Here is an 18,029-nt window from a genome sequence, read left to right as displayed (position 1 = left end):
CCCTTGAAGTGCGCGAGTCAGAGGCTGCGAGCAACCTGAACCTTCTCGAAGACTTCGATCTTGTCGCCGACTTTGACGTCGTTGTAGCTCTTCACGCCGATACCGCACTCCATGCCGGCACGTACTTCGGAAGCGTCATCCTTGAAGCGGCGCAGGGATTCCAGCTCGCCTTCGAAGATAACGATGTCTTCACGCAGTACACGGATCGGACGGTTACGGTGCACGACACCTTCGATCACCATGCAACCGGCGATCGCGCCAAACTTCGGCGAACGGAACACGTCACGCACTTCGGCCACACCCAGGATGTTCTCGCGAACATCGCTGCCGAGCATGCCGGTCAGGGCTTTCTTGACGTCTTCGATGATGTCGTAGATCACGTTGTAGTAACGCATATCCAGACCTTCCTGCTCGACGATCTTGCGAGCGCCGGCATCGGCACGCACGTTGAAGCCGAACAGTACAGCGTTGGAAGCCAGTGCCAGGTTGGCGTCGGATTCGGTGATACCACCGACACCGCCACCCACGACGCGCACTTGTACTTCGTCGTTGCCCAGGCCATTCAAGGCACCGTTCAACGCTTCCAGCGAACCACGGACGTCGGATTTGAGGACGATGTTGAGCGTCTTCTTCTCGGCCTGACCCATGTTTTCGAAGATGTTTTCCAGCTTGCCGGCGTGAGCGCGAGCCAGTTTGACTTCGCGGAACTTGCCCTGACGGAACAGAGCCACTTCACGGGCTTTCTTCTCGTCGGCAACCACGCTCATCTCGTCGCCAGCGTCCGGGGTACCGTCCAGGCCGAGGATCTCGACAGGGATGGATGGACCGGCTTCCTTGATTGGCTTGCCGTTCTCGTCGAGCATGGCACGTACACGGCCGTAGTTCGAACCGACCAGAACCATGTCGCCTTGACGCAGCGTACCGTCCTGAACGAGCACGGTTGCCACCGGGCCACGACCCTTGTCGAGACGCGATTCAACCACAACACCACGTCCAGGAGCCGACGGAGTTGCTTTGAGTTCGAGAACTTCGGCCTGCAGCAGAACGGCTTCAAGCAGCTCGTCCACGCCAGTACCCATCTTCGCCGAAACCGGAACGAATGGTGTGTCGCCACCCCAGTCTTCGGAAGTCACGCCGTGAACCGAAAGCTCGCTGCGGATGCGATCGAGATCGGCGCCCGGCTTGTCGATCTTGTTCACTGCTACCACCAGCGGCACGCCAGCTGCCTGAGCATGCTGAACTGCTTCGATGGTTTGCGGCATCACGCCGTCGTCCGCTGCAACCACGAGGATCACGATGTCGGTCGCCTTGGCGCCACGGGCACGCATTGCGGTAAACGCAGCGTGACCCGGGGTGTCGAGGAAAGTGACCATGCCGCGATCAGTTTCAACGTGGTATGCACCGATGTGCTGGGTGATACCGCCGGCTTCGCCAGCAGCTACCTTGGCACGACGGATGTAGTCGAGCAGGGAAGTCTTACCGTGGTCAACGTGGCCCATTACGGTCACGACTGGTGCACGGGAGAACGACTCACCTTCAAACTTCAGGGACTCGGCCAGGGAATCTTCCAGAGCGGTGTCGCTGACCAGGGTCACTTTGTGGCCCAGTTCTTCGGCTACCAGTTGAGCAGTTTCCTGATCAAGCACCTGGTTGATGGTCGCTGGGGTACCCAGTTTGAACATGAACTTGATGATTTCAGCCGCTTTGACCGACATCTGGTTGGCCAGATCGCCAACAGTGATGGTCTCGCCGATCTGCACATCACGCACGACAGGGCCGGTCGGGCTCTGGAAACCGTGGGCGTTGCGCTTCTTCAGCTTGGCCTTGCCGCGACCACCACGACGGAAGCCATCGCTTTCTTCGTCGGTAGTACGTGGTGCCACACGTGGCGCCGGGGCTTTTTCTTTGACCGATGCGCGATGCGGAGCGTTTTTGCGCTCGCCATCACCGCCGCCGCTGCGACGATTGTTATCGTCGGCACGTGGCTTGTCCGGACGGCGCTGTTCGTTCTGCTTGTTGCGAACGTCAGCCGATGGAGCAGGAGCAGCAGCCACCGGTGCGCTTTCGCGAACAGGTTCGGCAGCGGCAGCCGGCGCCGCAACGGCGTCGCTGGCAGCGGTTTGCGCAGCAGCAGGCTGGCGACGCGCTTCTTCTTCGGCGCGCTGCTTGGCTTCTTCTTCAGCCTTCTGACGGGCAGCATTTTCTACTGCGCGACGCTCATCCAGTTCACGCTTGCGTTCGGCTTCGATTTCTTCCGGGCTGCGCTGTACGAAAACTTTCTTCTTGCGAACTTCAACGCTGATGCTCTTGCTACCAGCCACGCGCAGGGTGCTGGTGGTTTTACGCTGCAGCGTGATCTTGCGTGGTTCTTCCACTTTCGCCTTGTGACTGCTCTTCAAGTGAGTCAGCAGGGATTGCTTCTCACTGTCAGTCACATTTTCGTCGGCGGCGGTGTGCGGCAGACCTGCCTCACGCATCTGCTGCAACAGGCGCTCTACCGGTGTTTTGACCTCATCGGCCAGTTGTTTCACCGTGACTTGCGTCATGCACTTCTCTCCTCAGGCCGCGCCTAATTACTCGAACCAGTGGGCTCGGGCGGCCATGATCAACTTGCCGGCACGATCATCGTCAATGCCGTCGATGTCGAGCAGGTCGTCAATAGACTGCTCGGCCAGGTCTTCGCGGGTAATTACGCCGCGCACCGCCAGTTCCATCGCCAAATCCTTGTCCATACCCTCAAGCGAGAGCAGGTCTTCGGCCGGATGGGCGTCTGCCAGCTTTTCCTCAGTAGCGATGGCTTTGGTCAACAAGCGATCCTTGGCGCGAGCACGAAGCTCGTTGACGATATCCTCGTCAAAGCCGTCGATGTTGAGCATCTCCTCCACCGGTACGTAGGCAATCTCTTCCAGGCTGGTGAAGCCTTCATCTACCAGCACCTGAGCCAGTTCTTCGTCGACTTCCAGCTCGTCGATGAAGTTGCGCAGGATGTCGCCGGTTTCTGCTTGCTGCTTAGCCTGGATGTCCGATTCGGTCATCACGTTCAGGGTCCAGCCAGTCAACTGGCTGGCCAGACGCACGTTCTGACCGCCGCGACCGATGGCCTGAGCCAGATTGTCTGCGCCAACGGCGATGTCCATGGCATGGGCATCTTCGTCAACGATAATTGCCGCAACCTCGGCCGGGGACATGGCGTTGATCACGAACTGGGCCGGGTTGTCGTCCCACAGCACGATATCAACACGCTCACCGCCCAACTCACCCGATACCGCCTGGACGCGCGAACCGCGCATACCGATGCAGGCACCTTGTGGGTCGATGCGCTTGTCCTTGGAGCGGACGGCGATCTTGGCACGCGAACCCGGATCACGGGAGGCGGCCATGACCTCGATGAGGCCTTCGGCGATTTCCGGCACTTCGATACGGAACAGCTCGATCAGCATTTCCGGCGCGGTACGCGACAGGATCAGCTGCGGGCCGCGGTTCTCGGTGCGGATTTCCTTGAGCAGCGCACGCAGACGCACGCCGACACGGAAGGTTTCGCGAGAAATGATGTCTTCACGGGCCAGCAACGCTTCAGCATTGTTGCCCAGATCGACGATCACGTTGTCGCGGGTGACTTTTTTCACGGTGCCGGAGATGATTTCTCCCAGGCGCTCGCGATAGGCGTCAACCACTTGAGCGCGCTCGGCTTCGCGAACTTTCTGCACGATAACCTGTTTGGCAGTCTGTGCAGCGATGCGGCCGAACTCGATGGATTCGATTTTCTCTTCGACGACGTCACCAACCTTGGCGCCAGGATGCGTTTCGGCAACCTTGCTTGGCCAGGTCTCGATGGCCGGATCGTCGAGATCATTCTCTTCGACGACCGTCCAGCGACGGAAGGTTTCGTAGGCACCGGTGTGGCGGTTGATTTCCACACGCAGGTCCACTTCGTCTTCAAAACGCTTTTTGGTAGCAGTGGCCAGAGCCAGCTCCAGCGCTTCAAAAATTACGCTTGCCGGTACACCCTTTTCATTGGATACCGACTCAACAACCAGCAGTACTTCTTTGCTCATCGTACGCCTCGCCTTTCGCAAGCCATTGGATCCGCGGGATCCGCGTCTCAGTCAAAACTGGGAATAATGTTGGCCTTGTCGATCATATCGATCGGCAACAGGAACTCGTGGTCTTCTACCTGCACCACGACGTCCTGCTCTTCTACACCGCGCAGAAGGCCCTGAAAATTGCGTCGACCTTCGAAAGGCGAGCGCAGCTTGATCTTCACTTGTTCACCGGCAAATTTGGCAAACTGCTCAAGAGTGAACAGCGGGCGCTCCATGCCAGGCGAGGAAACTTCAAGGGTGTATTCAACGGAGATAGGATCTTCAACATCCAGAACACCGCTGATCTGACGGCTGACAATGGCGCAATCGTCCACCAGCACGCCACCCTCTTTATCGATATAAACGCGCAACATCGAGTGACGACCCTGAGCCGAAAACTCGATACCCCAGCATTCATAGCCCAGGGCCACGACCACCGGGGCCAGCAAGGCCTGCAACTCTTCTAGCTTGCTCGACACCTGAACCCCCTAGTGCATGATATGTGCATGCTTTGCAAAATAAAAAAATGGGCATAACGCCCATCCTTGAAACGCCGTCGAACAGCGGCGTTGAAAGTATCCAGCTAACAAAAAGCCCCTTAAAAGGGGCTCCTTAAACTGGTTGCGGGGGCCGGATTTGAACCGACGACCTTCGGGTTATGAGCCCGACGAGCTACCAGACTGCTCCACCCCGCGACAAAGCTGGGGCGGAAGTATACGACCGATCCCTTTTAGGGTCAATGTAACCTTCCACCTGCAAGAAAGCCCGCAACAGCGGGCTCTCCTGACTAATTGGTACCGAGAAGGGGACTCGAACCCCTACACCCTATGGGCACAACCACCTCAAGGTTGCGTGTCTACCAATTCCACCACCTCGGCAATACTACGTTTGGAACTCTTCTTACTTCTGCTCTTGAGCTGGAGGCACGTCAGTCGCTGGAGTAGCCGACTTTTGCTCTTGAAGCACCGGGACATCATCAGAAGCCGGTTGTTGCTTAGGTACTTCCAACACTGCTGGATCTGGAAGACCTGCTTGAGTCAGCTGATGAGCTTTCTCTTTAGCAAAGTAACCTAACCCCAAGCTGGTTATGAAGAAACCGGCGGCAAGTATAGCAGTAAACTTACTAAGAAAGGTAGAGGAACCTTGGCTTCCGAACACAGTATTTGAAGCACCTGCTCCGAAAGACGCGCCAGCGTCCGCACCCTTACCCTGCTGCAGCAAAACCAGAGCAACTACGCCCAATGCACCCAGCAGATGAAAAACGACTACGACTGTTTCCAGCATTTTTTCAGTTTCCCGCGGCGCGACAGATCGCACCGAACTCATCTGCATTCAGGGAAGCTCCACCAATGAGCCCCCCATCGATATCCGGCATGCCGAACAGTTCGACCGCATTGGCCGCCTTCACGCTGCCGCCGTATAGAAGCCGCACACCTCGTGCGACTTCAGAATTCTCTGCCGCCAACTGCTCGCGAATGGCTTTATGCACATCCTGAGCCTGTTGCGGCGTTGCAGTCAGCCCGGTACCAATGGCCCAGACCGGCTCGTATGCAATCACTGCCTTGGCAAAGGCACCGACACCAAGCTCCTCGATGATGCTGCCCAGCTGACGCCCGACAACTTCAAGAGTTTTTCCGGCTTCGCGCTGCTCGAGGGTTTCCCCTACACACAACACCGGAATCAAGCCACATGCCTGTGCCGCTGCGAACTTGCGATTCAGCATCCCGTCTCGCTCGCCCATAATCTGACGGCGTTCGGAGTGCCCGACAAGCACCAGGGAACAAGCTGCATCCACCAATTGGCTGGGAGCAATCTCACCAGTCAACGCACCTTGCATGGCTTCCACCGCAGAATTCTGCGCGCCGACCGAAATCGACTTGCCTTTCAAGCCATCAATCACTTGATTGATATACAAGCAAGGCGGGAACACCGCGACATCAACACCGCTTGGCAAGGCCAGATGACGAAGGCCGTTGATCAGCTCAGCGACGCTGGCGCGGGTACCGTGCATCTTCCAGTTACCAGCTACCATAGGGCGACGCATGCTGTACCTCGTCGGTCAAAGTGGGCGCAGATGTTACCCAACACAATCATGGCTTGCAAGCCGTATCAGGCAGAAACTTCGGTTACCAGTTTTGCCAGCTCTTCGGCATAGCCGCGAACCTGGTTTTCGTCCTCGCCTTCGACCATTACGCGCACCAGAGGCTCTGTGCCGGACTTGCGCAGAAGCACGCGACCGCGCCCCGCCATTGCCTCAGTCACACGCGCACTGGCCTCCTTGACAGCCGGATGCTCCAGTGGACTCTCGCCGCCACCAAAACGGACGTTGATCAGCACTTGCGGGCACTTGCGCAACGCCTGTCGAGTTTGCGCGAGACCTTCATTGCGCGATTTCAGCGCCATCAACACCTGCAAGGCCGCGATGATCGCGTCGCCCGTGGTGGTGTGATTGAAGCAGACGACATGCCCGGAGTTTTCCCCGCCAACGAGCCAGTTGCGCTCTTGCAGCTCGGCAATCACATAGCGGTCACCGACATTGGCGCGAACGAACGGGATCGAAAGATCCGCCAAAGCGAGTTCGAGGCCAAGGTTGCTCATCAACGTACCGACGACGCCACCCTGCAACTTGCCACGCTCATGCAGATCGCGGGCAATGATAAACAGCAGGTCGTCACCATCAACAATGGCGCCGGTGTGATCGACCATCAATACCCGATCGCCATCGCCATCGAAGGCGATACCCAGGTCCGCATGCTCGGCCAGAACGGCGGCCTGCAACGGCCCCATATGCGTGGAACCGCAGTTATCGTTGATGTTCAGCCCGTTCGGCTGAGCGGAAAGCACGACGACTTCGGCACCCAATTCACGGAAGACGCTCGGCGCTACCTTATAGGTCGCACCATGCGCGCAGTCGATAACGATCTTCAGGCCGGCGAAATTGGTCCCGGTAGGCACGCTGCTCTTGCAGAACTCGATGTAGCGGCCCGATGCATCATTGATTCGCGACACTTTACCGATCTTGCTCGACTCGACGACGGTCATCGGCGTATCCAGCAACTCTTCGATCATCAGCTCCAATTCATCGGGCAGCTTGGTGCCTTTGCCGGAGAAGAACTTGATGCCGTTGTCATCATGCGGGTTGTGCGAAGCACTGATCACGATGCCGGCTTCAGCCTGGAACGTACGCGACAAATAGGCGATGGCCGGCGTCGGCATCGGGCCGAGCAGCATCACATCGGCACCCGCCGAGGTCAGCCCGGCCTCGAGTGCCGACTCGAACATATAGCCGGAGATCCGCGTGTCCTTGCCGACCAGCACCTTGCAGGCACCCATCTTGCGAAAAGCCATACCAGCAGCCCAGCCGAGCTTGAGCATGAAGTCAGGCGTGATCGGGTATTCACCAACGCGACCGCGAATGCCGTCGGTACCAAAATATTTCTTGCTCATAAGTGCTCCATCATTCTTATTCGGCTGATTCTACGGCCGCGATCATTCGCACGACATCGACGGTTTCCGCCACATCGTGGACCCGCAATATACGTGCGCCTTTAACTGACGCCAGCGCCGCCAGTGCCAGTCCGCCATGCAGACGCTCGCCCACGGGACGATTCAAAGCGTGGCCAATCATACTCTTGCGCGAAACACCTACCAGCAGTGGTCGACCCAGTGCATGCAGGGCCTCCATGTGCTTGAACAAGCTTAGATTGTGCTGCAGGGTTTTGGCGAAGCCGAAGCCGGGATCAAGAATGATTCGCTCAGCGGGAATGCCCGCCTGGGCACATTGATCCATGCGTTCGACGAGAAACTCACCGACCTCGCGGGTGACATCCTGATACTGCGGATTGTCCTGCATATCGCCCGGCTCGCCGAGCATGTGCATGAGACAAACCGGCAATCCGGTCGCCGCCGCCGCATCCAGCGCGCCATCGCGACGCAACGAACGCACATCATTGATCAGTCCGGCACCGAGCCGGGCGGTTTCGCGCATGACTGCCGGGGTGGAAGTATCGACCGAGATGATGACATCCAGCTCGCGATTGATCAGCTCGACAATCGGCGCGACGCGCTCGAGCTCCTCAAGAGGAGAAACCGCTCGCGCCCCCGGCCGGGTCGATTCGCCGCCGACATCAATCAGCGTCGCGCCAGCCAGCACCATGGCTTCGGCATGGCGCAGCGCCGCATCGAGCTGGCTGTAGCGGCCGCCGTCGGAAAAGGAATCAGGAGTGACATTGAGAATGCCCATGACATGCGTCTGGGCCAAATCAAGAACCCGGTTGCCGCAAGGCAACCGGGTCAGGGACTGAACAGAAGTCATTTCAAACCTTAAACGTCAGCAGCCGGACCGCCAATCGGTTTTTCCGGGCGCTCGTCCTGCACCACAGGAGGCGGAGGCGTACCGGTGCCGCCCGACCAGTCGCGAGGTTCGCGAGGTGTGCGGCCGGCCATGATGTCGTCGATCTGCTCGGCATCGATGGTTTCGTACTTCATCAGCGCATCAGCCATGGCATCCAGCTTGTCACGGTTGTCCGTGAGGATTTGCTTGGCGGTGCCGTAGCACTGATCGATGATACTGCGCACTTCCGAGTCGATCAGCTTGGCGGTCTCACCGGAGAAGCTGGCAGCCTGGCCGCCACCGCCGCGACCGAGGAACACTTCGCCCTCTTCTTCGGCATACATCAGCGGACCGAGTTTTTCCGACAGGCCCCATTTCGTCACCATGTTCCGGGCAATCTGACTTGCACGCATGATGTCGTTGGACGCACCGGTGGTTACACCGTCAAAGCCCAGGGTCATTTCTTCTGCGATACGGCCACCGTACAACGAGCAGATCTGGCTGATCAGCGCACGCTTGGACAGGCTGTAACGATCTTCTTCCGGCAGGAACATGGTCACACCCAGCGCACGACCGCGCGGGATGATCGACACCTTGTAGACTGGATCATGCTCAGGCACGACGCGACCAACGATGGCGTGGCCGGCTTCGTGGTAAGCAGTGTTCTGCTTTTCTTTCTCGGACATGACCATGGATTTGCGCTCGGCGCCCATCATGATCTTGTCTTTCGCCAGTTCGAACTCTTTCATCTCGACGATGCGTTTGCCGCTACGAGCAGCGAACAACGACGCTTCGTTGACCAGGTTGGCCAGGTCAGCACCGGAGAAGCCCGGAGTACCGCGTGCGATCACTGCCGGAGCAACGTCGTCGCCCATTGGCACTTTACGCATGTGCACTTTCAGAATCTGCTCGCGACCACGAATATCCGGCAAGCCCACGACCACCTGACGGTCGAAACGGCCCGGACGCAGCAGCGCAGGGTCGAGTACGTCCGGACGGTTGGTTGCAGCAATCACGATGATGCCGTCATTCATTTCGAAGCCGTCCATCTCCACCAGCAACTGGTTGAGAGTCTGCTCACGTTCGTCGTGACCGCCACCCATGCCGGCGCCACGATGGCGACCGACGGCGTCGATTTCGTCGATGAAGATGATGCAAGGCGCGTGCTTCTTAGCCTGCTCGAACATGTCGCGGACGCGGCTGGCGCCGACACCGACGAACATTTCGACAAAGTCGGAACCGGAGATGGTGAAGAATGGCACTTTCGCTTCGCCGGCAATCGCCTTGGCCAGCAAGGTTTTACCGGTACCCGGCGGGCCGACCATCAGTACGCCGCGCGGGATACGACCGCCCAGACGCTGGAACTTGCCCGGATCACGCAGGAACTCGACCAGCTCGCCGACTTCTTCCTTGGCTTCGTCGCAACCGGCAACATCAGCCAAAGTGGTTTTCACCTGATCTTCGGAGAGCAGGCGTGCCTTGCTCTTGCCGAAGCTCATCGGCCCGCCCTTGCCACCGGCGCCGCCCTGCATCTGGCGCATGAAGAACATGAACACCGCAATGATCACCAGGATCGGGAAGCTGGCCACCAGGAGCTGAGTCCAGATGCTTTGCTGTTCAGGCTGCTTGCCTTCAACCACAACGTGATTGTCGACCAGATCGCCGATCAGGCCATTGTCCTGAATTGCCGGACGAATGGTCTTGAAGCTGTCGCCATCGGTGCGCTTGCCGGTAATCACATAGCCGTCAACGGCTACGCGCTCGACCTTGCCATCCTTGACCTGCTGGATGAAGTCGGAATAGTTGAGGGTCTGCGGCTCGTTAGGGCTGGAGAAGTTGTTCATCACCGTCACCAGGACTGCCGCGATGATCAACCACAGGATCAGATTCTTTGCCATATCGTTCAATTAACTACCCTCTGAAGCAAGCTCCGCTACTGGCGCGCGCTTCGCATGATATTCACCGGCCTAACTTACTACATTACCTACAACTCTGGCAGGCGCCGTCTGTAACCCTTTGTGAAACACTTTCTACACAATATTCGCTTATGCCTGCAGAGCGAAATACGAAAAACCTATCGCCCTGCCGAAAAACCTCGTTTTACGCATCACCGCCGCGATAACCCCAGGCCAGCATGTACTGCTCACGGGAGCTGCCACGGGAAGAGTCTGGCTTGATCATCTGGATCTTGTCGAATTTCTTCCGAGCATCCTTCAGATAAACGTCGAAGCCTTCGCCCTGAAAAATCTTGATGACGAAATTGCCACCGGGTTTGAGGATCCGTTCCGCCAGGTCCAGCGCCAGCTCACAGAGGAACATGGCCTTGGGCATATCTACTTCGGGCGTACCACTCATATTGGGGGCCATATCGGAAATCACAAGGTCCACCTGCGAATTACCCACGGCCTCAAGGATCTCAGCGAGCACCGAGTCCTCAGTGAAGTCGCCCTGGATAAAATGCACGTCCGGAATGCTGTCCATTTCGAGGATGTCCGAGGCGATCAGACGCCCCTGCCCACCGATCAGCCGACTGGTGACCTGCGACCAGCCACCTGGCGCCGCGCCGAGGTCGACCACGCTCATGCCCGGGCGGATGAGTTTGTATTTTTCCTGGATCTCCAGAAGCTTGTAACTCGCACGCGAGCGGTAGCCATCCTTCTGCGCCTGCTTCACATAAGGATCGTTGACATGTCTTTTCAGCCAACCAAGGCTTGTCTTGGAACGCGCCATTGGGCACCTCGATGATTAGGGTCGTGATTAGTTGGGCGGATCCACGAACCCTCGGGTAAAATGGCCGCCATTTTACAGAATCCAGACGAAAGGGTCAGATTATGCCGCTCACTCCAGAGCAGAAGAAACAGTACAAATCCATCGGCCACCACCTCAAACCAGTGTTGACGGTGGCGGACAACGGTTTGACTGAAGGTGTTTTAGCCGAACTTGAACGCGCCCTGGCGGATCACGAGCTGATCAAGATCAAGCTCAATATCCTCGACCGCGAGTCGCGCCTGGCGCACATCGCCGAGCTGTGCAAGGTCGGCAAAGCGGACCTGGTCCAGGTCATCGGCAAGATGGCTCTGGTCTACCGCAAGAACTTCAGCGCCAACAAGCAGCTGTCGAACGTTCATCGCTTCAAGTGATGCGCAGGGTCAAGGGTGTGCTTCGCGCACCCTGCCACTCCATCCCGGCACCGGCTGCATGACCAGCACCAGCCCGGAAAATCCCAGTACCAGATAACTGAATACCTGCCAGCGCTGTGCATCCGGCCAGCCGACACGCACGGCGACATACATCGCGCACGCGTACAACGCCATCAACAGCACCTGCCCGCGAAAATCCCGCCATAGACTGCCAAGGCCCTCGGCCTGTACCAACACCAAAGCCTGGAAGATCACGCACAGAGTGGCGAACCCTACCACCAGCACTTCGAATGCACTGGCGACTTCGTCGATCAACAGCGGCGCGAGGCCGATCTGGCCCAACGCCGGCTGCAAACCGATATGAATCAACCATAGGCCACCGACCCAAAGCATCTGGGTCAGTTGCCAAAGCATGGCGCCCGCATGCAGCGGGCGCCTTCTTTCAGATGTGACGAACTTCGACAATCTCGTACTCGATCACGCCGCTCGGCGTTTTGACGGCGACGACGTCACCCTCTTCCTTGCCAATCAAGGCGCGGGCCAGCGGCGAGCCGACGGAGATCTTGCCGAGTTTGAAGTCAGCCTCATCCTCACCCACGATGTGGTAAGTGACGCTTTCATCAGTCTCGACGTTGGCGATCTCGACGGTGGTACCGAAAATCACTTTGCCGGTATGAGGAATGGTCGTGACATCGATGATGACCTGATTCTGAATCCGGCCCTCGATGTCACGAATACGCGCTTCGACCATGCCTTGCTGTTCGCGGGCAGCATGGTATTCAGCGTTTTCCTTCAAGTCACCCAACTCGCGGGCCGTACCGATGTCCTGGCTGAGCTTCGGACGGACGACCTTGGTCAGGTGAGCATGCTCCTCTTCCAGGGCGCGAGCGCCCTGAACAGTCATTGGGTACTTGGTTATGCTCATGCCTTCAATCCTGCGTGTAGATCCTGCAAGCGGCGCACGGTCTTTTCCGGACCGAACTTCAGCGCTTCGCAGATCGCTTCGCCCGCAGCGATAGTGGTGGTGCAGTAAATCTTGTGCTGCAGGGCATTGCGACGAATGGAGTACGAATCGGCGATCGATTGACGACCTTCGGTGGTGTTGATGATCAGCGTGACTTCGTCATTCTTGATCATGTCGACCACGTGCGGACGACCCTCAGTCACCTTGTTCACGCGGCGCACTTTCAGACCTGCGGCTTCGATCAGCTTGGCAGTGCCGGCAGTGGCGACCACTTCGAAGCCCAAGTTGATCAGATCACGGGCCACGCCTGCAACCAGTGGCTTGTCGTCATCGCGCACGCTGATGAACGCGGTACCGCCGGTCGGCAGCACTTCGCTGGCACCCATCTGCGCCTTGGCGAATGCTTCGCCGAAGGTATCGCCGACACCCATCACTTCACCGGTCGACTTCATCTCTGGGCCGAGGATCGGGTCAACGCCAGGGAACTTGGCGAACGGGAACACCGCTTCTTTAACGCTGTAGAAGTTCGGGATGATTTCTTTGGTAAAGCCGATTTCCTTCAGGGTCTTACCGGCCATCACGCGCGCAGCGATCATGGCCAGGGAAACACCGATGCACTTGGAAACGAACGGTACGGTACGCGAGGCGCGCGGGTTGACTTCGATGACATAGATGTCTTCGCCCTGCAGAGCCAATTGCACGTTCATCAGGCCGACAACGCCCAGTTCCAGAGCCATTTTCTTGACCTGTTCGCGCATCTCGTCCTGGATGTGTGCAGGCAGCGAGTACGGCGGCAGCGAGCACGCGGAGTCACCGGAGTGAACGCCCGCCTGTTCGATGTGCTGCATGATCGCGCCGATCACTACATCTTTGCCGTCGCAGACCGCATCCACGTCCATTTCGATGGCGCAGTTGAGGAAGTGGTCGAGCAGCACCGGGCTGTCGTTGGACACTTGCACCGCGTCACGCAGATAGCGCTTGAGTTCGTCTTCCTTGTAAACGATTTCCATCGCACGGCCGCCCAGCACGTAGGACGGGCGCACCACCAGCGGATAACCGATCTTCGCCGCAGCGCGAACAGCTTCATCTTCGCTGCGCACAGTGGCGTTTGGCGGCTGACGCAGGTTCAGGCGCTCGACCATTTGCTGGAAGCGCTCACGGTCTTCCGCGCGGTCGATGGCGTCAGGACTGGTGCCGATGATCGGCACGCCAGCGGCTTCCAGAGCACGAGCCAGTTTCAGCGGAGTCTGGCCGCCGTACTGGACGATCACGCCTTTCGGCTTCTCGACGCGGCAGATTTCCAGTACGTCTTCCAGGGTTACCGGCTCGAAGTACAGACGGTCGGAAGTGTCGTAGTCGGTGGAAACGGTTTCCGGGTTGCAGTTGACCATGATGGTTTCGTAGCCGTCTTCGCGCAGGGCGAGAGCAGCGTGAACGCAGCAGTAGTCGAACTCGATACCCTGGCCGATACGGTTCGGACCGCCACCCAGGATCATGATCTTGTCGCGACCCGACGGCGCGGCTTCGCACTCTTCCTCGTAGGTCGAGTACAGGTAAGCGGTGTCGGTAGCGAACTCGGCGGCGCAGGTGTCAACGCGCTTGTAGACCGGGAACACTTCCAGCTTCTGACGGTGCGTACGCAGGTTTTTCTCAGTGACACCCAGCAGTTTCGCCAAGCGCTGATCGGAAAAGCCTTTGCGCTTGAGCTTGAACATCAGGTCGCGGTCGATCGAGGACAGACCGAGGGTCTTGACCTTCTCTTCGTCCTTGATCAGGTCTTCGATCTGCACCAGGAACCACGGGTCGATCATGTTCATGCCGAAGATGTCTTCGACCGACAGACCAGCGCGGAAGGCGTCAGCCACGTACCAGATACGCTCGGCGCCCGGCACTGTCAGTTCGCGCTTGAGGACGCTCATGCTGTCCGGGTTGCTCAGATCGAGCTTCTCGTCCAGACCGCAAACGCCGACTTCCAGACCGCGCAGGGCTTTCTGCAGGGATTCCTGGAAGGTCCGGCCGATGGCCATGACTTCACCGACCGACTTCATTTGCGTGGTCAGGCGTGCGTCAGCCTTGGCGAATTTCTCGAAGGCGAAGCGTGGCAGCTTGGTAACGACGTAGTCGATCGACGGTTCGAAGGACGCCGGGGTCTTGCCGCCGGTGATGTCGTTCGACAGCTCGTCGAGGGTGTAACCCACAGCCAGTTTGGCCGCGACCTTGGCAATCGGGAAACCGGTGGCTTTCGAAGCCAGTGCCGAGGAGCGCGAAACACGCGGGTTCATTTCGATCACGACCATGCGGCCAGTGTTCGGGCAGATACCGAACTGCACGTTCGAACCGCCGGTCTCGACGCCGATCTCGCGCAATACCGCCAGAGAGGCGTTACGAAGGATCTGGTATTCCTTGTCGGTCAGGGTTTGCGCAGGAGCTACGGTGATCGAGTCACCGGTGTGCACGCCCATCGGGTCGAAGTTCTCGATCGAGCAGACGATGATGCAGTTGTCCTTTTTGTCGCGGACAACTTCCATTTCATATTCTTTCCAGCCGATCAGCGATTCGTCGATCAGCAGCTCTTTGGTCGGCGACAGGTCCAGACCACGGGCGCAGATTTCTTCGAACTCTTCACGGTTGTAAGCGATACCGCCACCGGTGCCGCCCATGGTGAAGGACGGACGGATGATGCACGGGAAACCGAGGGTTTCGAGAACCGCGTTGGCCTCTTCCATGCTGTGGGCGATGCCGGAACGCGGGCACGCCAGACCGATGGATTTCATCGCCTTGTCGAAACGCGAACGGTCCTCAGCCTTGTCGATGGTGTCGGCATTGGCACCGATCATTTCCACGCCGAACTTCTCCAGAACGCCTTCGCGCTCCAGGTCCAAAGCGCAGTTCAGAGCGGTCTGGCCACCCATGGTTGGCAGCACGGCGTCCGGACGCTCTTTTTCGATGATCTTGGCCACGGTCTGCCATTTGATCGGCTCGATATAGGTGGCGTCGGCCATGTCCGGGTCGGTCATGATGGTGGCCGGGTTGGAGTTCACCAGGATGACGCGGTAACCCTCTTCGCGCAGGGCTTTGCAGGCCTGGGCGCCGGAGTAGTCGAACTCGCAGGCCTGGCCGATCACGATCGGGCCAGCGCCGAGAATCAGGATGCTTTTAATGTCTGTACGTTTTGGCATGGTTTGTCACTCAAATCCGCAGGTCAGTCGGCAAGCCGTCTTGATCGATTTCTGAAGTCCCGAGGGGGCCGCCGGAACCGGGGCCGCCCTCGCGGGCTTCTCTCTACAGTCTCAAGGCGAACGCTTAGCGTCGCTTGGCCATCTCGTTGATGAAGCGGTCGAACAGTGGCGCAACATCGTTCGGGCCGGGGCTCGCTTCAGGGTGACCCTGGAAGCTGAACGCGCTCTTGTCGGTGCGTTCGATGCCTTGCAGGGTGCCGTCGAACAGCGATTTGTGGATCGCGCGCACGTTGGCTGGCAGGGTGGCTTCGTCTACCGCAAAACCGTGGTTCTGGCTGGTAATCATCACCACGCCGGTGTCCAGATCCTGCACCGGGTGGTTGGCACCGTGGTGGCCGTGGCCCATTTTCAGAGTCTTGGCGCCGGAGGCCAGAGCCAGCAACTGGTGGCCGAGGCAAATGCCGAATACCGGCGTCTCGGTTTCCAGCACTTCCTTGATCGCCTGGATCGCGTAGTCGCATGGCTCCGGATCACCAGGGCCGTTGGACAGGAACACGCCGTCCGGCTTCAGCGCCAGCACATCGGCGGCTGGAGTCTGCGCAGGCACTACGGTGACGCGGCAGCCGCGCTCGACCAGCATGCGCAGGATGTTGACCTTGACGCCGTAGTCGTAAGCGACCACGTGATATGGCAGCTCGGAAGCTTCGATGGTCGCGTGGCTGTCGGTTTTCAGATCCCAGACAGTCGAACGCCATTCGTATTGGGTCTTGGTGCTGACGACTTTCGCCAGGTCCATGCCCTTCAGGCCCGGGAAGCCTTGCGCAGCGGCGATGGCCGCTTCTTCGGAGATGTTGTCGCCGGCCATGATGCAGCCGTTCTGAGCGCCTTTTTCACGCAGGATGCGGGTCAGGCGACGGGTGTCGATACCGGCGATTGCCACCACGTTGTTGGCTTTCAGGTAATCGGACAGGGACATCGTGTTACGCCAGTTGCTCGCTACCAGCGGCAGGTCACGGATAACCAGGCCAGCGGACCAGACGCGGTCGGACTCGGCATCTTCCGGCGTGGTGCCGGTGTTGCCGATGTGCGGGTAAGTCAGGGTAACGATCTGCTGGGCGTAGGAAGGATCGGTAAGGATTTCCTGATAGCCGGTCATTGCGGTGTTGAACACCACCTCACCAACGGTCTGACCGTCGGCTCCAATGGCTTCGCCGCGAAAAATGCTGCCATCAGCAAGGGCGAGTATGGCTGGCTTAGTCAAGAAGACCTCCCGTAAATAACGCATGAAAGGGCAATCGCAGGTTGTAAAAAAGCGGAGTGACGTATGGACACGTCACCCCGCTTCTTCACTGAAATTATTCTGCGCGCTTTTAGTGGACACACTAAAGCTGTAGCTTACAGAAAAGGGCGTTTTTGGTCCACCGCTAAAGAGCCTTAAAGGCCGGAGAATGCGACAGGTCGTCGCCAAGCGGTAAAAACCGGCGCAAAACGGGACGTTTGCGCCGGGTTCAGCAACGACTCAACGCAGGTCGAGCACGTCTTGCATGTCGTACAGGCCCGGCTCGCGACCGTCCAGCCACAGCGCCGCACGCACCGCGCCCTTGGCGAAGGTCATGCGGCTCGATGCCTTGTGGGTGATCTCGACGCGCTCGCCATCGGCAGCGAACAGCACGGTGTGATCACCGACGATATCGCCAGCACGCACGGTGGCGAAACCAATGGTTTCACGCTCACGCGCACCGGTCTGGCCTTCACGACCGTAGACCGCGACCTTCTTCAGATCACGCCCCAGGGCATCGGCAATCACTTCACCCATGCGCACAGCCGTACCTGACGGAGCATCGACCTTGTGGCGGTGATGGGCTTCCATGATCTCGATATCGACATCGTCGCCCAGCACGCGCGCAGCGGTGTCGAGCAACTTCAGGCAGAGGTTGACGCCGACGCTGAAGTTGGCGGCGAAGACGATCGGAATGTCCTTGCCCGCCTCGGCCAGCAATTGCTTCTCTTCAACACTGAAACCTGTGGTGCCGATGATCATCGCTTTGCCGTGCTTGCGGCAGAACGCGAGATTCTTCAGGGTCACGGTCGGGTGAGTGAAGTCGATCAACACATCGAACTCTTCAACCACACGATCCAGATCACCGGACAGCGGCACGCCGATACGGCCCAGCGCTGCCAGCTCACCGGCATCCGCGCCAACCAGCGTGCTGTCGGGACGATCGACCGCCGCCGTCAGCCCGGCGCCCGGCGTCTGCTGCACCGCTTCAATCAGGGTCTTGCCCATGCGCCCGGCGGCGCCCATCACTGCAATACGTCGCATGCCGACTC

General features: G+C 58.7%; 15 protein-coding genes and 2 tRNA genes. 1 reads left to right on the top strand and 16 read right to left on the bottom strand.

From position 1 onward, the window contains the following. Positions 1–17: 17 nt before the first annotated feature. From infB to rlmE, 11 genes are all read right to left on the bottom strand, one after another. Positions 18–2,546: a translation initiation factor IF-2 gene (infB, locus tag OC605_RS21635; protein ID WP_024011570.1), complete on the bottom strand. Its 2,529-nt coding sequence runs from the start codon at positions 2,544–2,546 to the stop codon at positions 18–20. Between the two features lie 27 nt (positions 2,547–2,573). Further along, a complete protein-coding gene (nusA, locus tag OC605_RS21630; RefSeq protein WP_186618636.1) occupies positions 2,574–4,055 on the bottom strand; it encodes a transcription termination factor NusA in 1,482 nt (493 codons plus the stop codon). 47 nt (positions 4,056–4,102) lie between these two features. After that, on the bottom strand, positions 4,103–4,561 hold the full coding sequence (rimP, locus tag OC605_RS21625) for a ribosome maturation factor RimP (protein WP_007973115.1): 459 nt from the start codon (positions 4,559–4,561) through the stop codon (positions 4,103–4,105). 139 nt (positions 4,562–4,700) lie between these two features. Beyond that, positions 4,701–4,777: transfer RNA gene (locus OC605_RS21620), tRNA-Met, on the bottom strand. Positions 4,778–4,874: 97 nt separating this feature from the next. Continuing rightward, positions 4,875–4,960 (bottom strand) — tRNA-Leu (locus OC605_RS21615). A 22-nt stretch (positions 4,961–4,982) separates the two neighbouring features. After that, a complete protein-coding gene (secG, locus tag OC605_RS21610; protein WP_016771756.1) occupies positions 4,983–5,366 on the bottom strand; it encodes a preprotein translocase subunit SecG in 384 nt (127 codons plus the stop codon). 4 nt (positions 5,367–5,370) lie between these two features. Next, the gene (gene tpiA / locus OC605_RS21605; RefSeq protein WP_262139379.1) at positions 5,371–6,126 is read right to left on the bottom strand and encodes a triose-phosphate isomerase; all 756 of its coding nucleotides are present in this window, start codon (positions 6,124–6,126) and stop codon (positions 5,371–5,373) included. A gap of 65 nt (positions 6,127–6,191) precedes the next feature. Next, the gene (gene glmM / locus OC605_RS21600) at positions 6,192–7,529 is read right to left on the bottom strand and encodes a phosphoglucosamine mutase (protein ID WP_262139377.1); all 1,338 of its coding nucleotides are present in this window, start codon (positions 7,527–7,529) and stop codon (positions 6,192–6,194) included. A 16-nt stretch (positions 7,530–7,545) separates the two neighbouring features. Further along, positions 7,546–8,397: a dihydropteroate synthase gene (gene folP / locus OC605_RS21595; RefSeq protein ID WP_110603492.1), complete on the bottom strand. Its 852-nt coding sequence runs from the start codon at positions 8,395–8,397 to the stop codon at positions 7,546–7,548. A gap of 8 nt (positions 8,398–8,405) precedes the next feature. Further along, positions 8,406–10,313 carry an ATP-dependent zinc metalloprotease FtsH gene (gene ftsH, locus OC605_RS21590; protein ID WP_016771759.1) on the bottom strand — a complete coding sequence of 636 codons (1,908 nt, stop codon included), beginning with the start codon at positions 10,311–10,313 and terminating at the stop codon, positions 8,406–8,408. A gap of 202 nt (positions 10,314–10,515) precedes the next feature. After that, positions 10,516–11,145 (bottom strand): 23S rRNA (uridine(2552)-2'-O)-methyltransferase RlmE, encoded by a 630-nt coding sequence (gene rlmE, locus OC605_RS21585; protein WP_016771760.1) that lies wholly within the window; start codon positions 11,143–11,145, stop codon positions 10,516–10,518. 101 nt (positions 11,146–11,246) lie between these two features. Here rlmE and OC605_RS21580 point away from each other — a divergent pair, with 101 nt between their 5' ends. Further along, positions 11,247–11,555 carry a YhbY family RNA-binding protein gene (locus OC605_RS21580; protein ID WP_016771761.1) on the top strand — a complete coding sequence of 103 codons (309 nt, stop codon included), beginning with the start codon at positions 11,247–11,249 and terminating at the stop codon, positions 11,553–11,555. A 9-nt stretch (positions 11,556–11,564) separates the two neighbouring features. Here OC605_RS21580 and OC605_RS21575 read toward each other — a convergent pair whose 3' ends face one another. The 5 genes from OC605_RS21575 to dapB all read right to left on the bottom strand — a co-directional run bounded on the left by OC605_RS21575 (position 11,565) and on the right by dapB (position 18,021). After that, entirely contained in the window at positions 11,565–11,969 is a 405-nt protein-coding gene (locus OC605_RS21575; RefSeq protein ID WP_262139375.1) for an MFS transporter, read from the bottom strand. Positions 11,970–11,997: 28 nt separating this feature from the next. Next, positions 11,998–12,474: a transcription elongation factor GreA gene (gene greA / locus OC605_RS21570; RefSeq protein WP_038861135.1), complete on the bottom strand. Its 477-nt coding sequence runs from the start codon at positions 12,472–12,474 to the stop codon at positions 11,998–12,000. Positions 12,475–12,476: 2 nt separating this feature from the next. Beyond that, positions 12,477–15,698, bottom strand: coding sequence for a carbamoyl-phosphate synthase large subunit (gene carB, locus OC605_RS21565; RefSeq protein ID WP_016771764.1), 3,222 nt, complete (start codon positions 15,696–15,698; stop codon positions 12,477–12,479). Positions 15,699–15,822: 124 nt separating this feature from the next. Continuing rightward, positions 15,823–16,959, bottom strand: coding sequence for a glutamine-hydrolyzing carbamoyl-phosphate synthase small subunit (gene carA, locus OC605_RS21560; RefSeq protein ID WP_016771765.1), 1,137 nt, complete (start codon positions 16,957–16,959; stop codon positions 15,823–15,825). Between the two features lie 258 nt (positions 16,960–17,217). Beyond that, positions 17,218–18,021, bottom strand: coding sequence for a 4-hydroxy-tetrahydrodipicolinate reductase (dapB, locus tag OC605_RS21555; protein ID WP_016771766.1), 804 nt, complete (start codon positions 18,019–18,021; stop codon positions 17,218–17,220). Positions 18,022–18,029: the final 8 nt, after the last annotated feature.

The sequence above is a fragment of the Pseudomonas sp. Marseille-Q5117 genome, from assembly GCF_946901175.1.
GTDB classification, from domain to species: Bacteria; Pseudomonadota; Gammaproteobacteria; order Pseudomonadales; family Pseudomonadaceae; genus Aquipseudomonas; species Aquipseudomonas iranensis.
This window is presented reverse-complemented; position numbering and strand designations above follow the sequence as displayed.

Bases quoted from the DNA above. Each gene is read 5' to 3' on its own strand.
- rlmE (WP_016771760.1), bottom strand. From the start codon at position 11,145: ATGGCGCGTTCCAAGACAAGCCTTGGTTGGCTGAAAAGACATGTCAAC.
- secG (WP_016771756.1), bottom strand. From the start codon at position 5,366: ATGCTGGAAACAGTCGTAGTCGTTTTTCATCTGCTGGGTGCATTGGGC.
- nusA (WP_186618636.1), bottom strand. From the start codon at position 4,055: ATGAGCAAAGAAGTACTGCTGGTTGTTGAGTCGGTATCCAATGAAAAG.
- dapB (WP_016771766.1), bottom strand. From the start codon at position 18,021: ATGCGACGTATTGCAGTGATGGGCGCCGCCGGGCGCATGGGCAAGACC.
- tpiA (WP_262139379.1), bottom strand. From the start codon at position 6,126: ATGCGTCGCCCTATGGTAGCTGGTAACTGGAAGATGCACGGTACCCGC.
- glmM (WP_262139377.1), bottom strand. From the start codon at position 7,529: ATGAGCAAGAAATATTTTGGTACCGACGGCATTCGCGGTCGCGTTGGT.
- carB (WP_016771764.1), bottom strand. From the start codon at position 15,698: ATGCCAAAACGTACAGACATTAAAAGCATCCTGATTCTCGGCGCTGGC.
- infB (WP_024011570.1), bottom strand. From the start codon at position 2,546: ATGACGCAAGTCACGGTGAAACAACTGGCCGATGAGGTCAAAACACCG.
- OC605_RS21580 (WP_016771761.1), top strand. From the start codon at position 11,247: ATGCCGCTCACTCCAGAGCAGAAGAAACAGTACAAATCCATCGGCCAC.
- ftsH (WP_016771759.1), bottom strand. From the start codon at position 10,313: ATGGCAAAGAATCTGATCCTGTGGTTGATCATCGCGGCAGTCCTGGTG.
- OC605_RS21575 (WP_262139375.1), bottom strand. From the start codon at position 11,969: ATGCTTTGGCAACTGACCCAGATGCTTTGGGTCGGTGGCCTATGGTTG.
- folP (WP_110603492.1), bottom strand. From the start codon at position 8,397: ATGACTTCTGTTCAGTCCCTGACCCGGTTGCCTTGCGGCAACCGGGTT.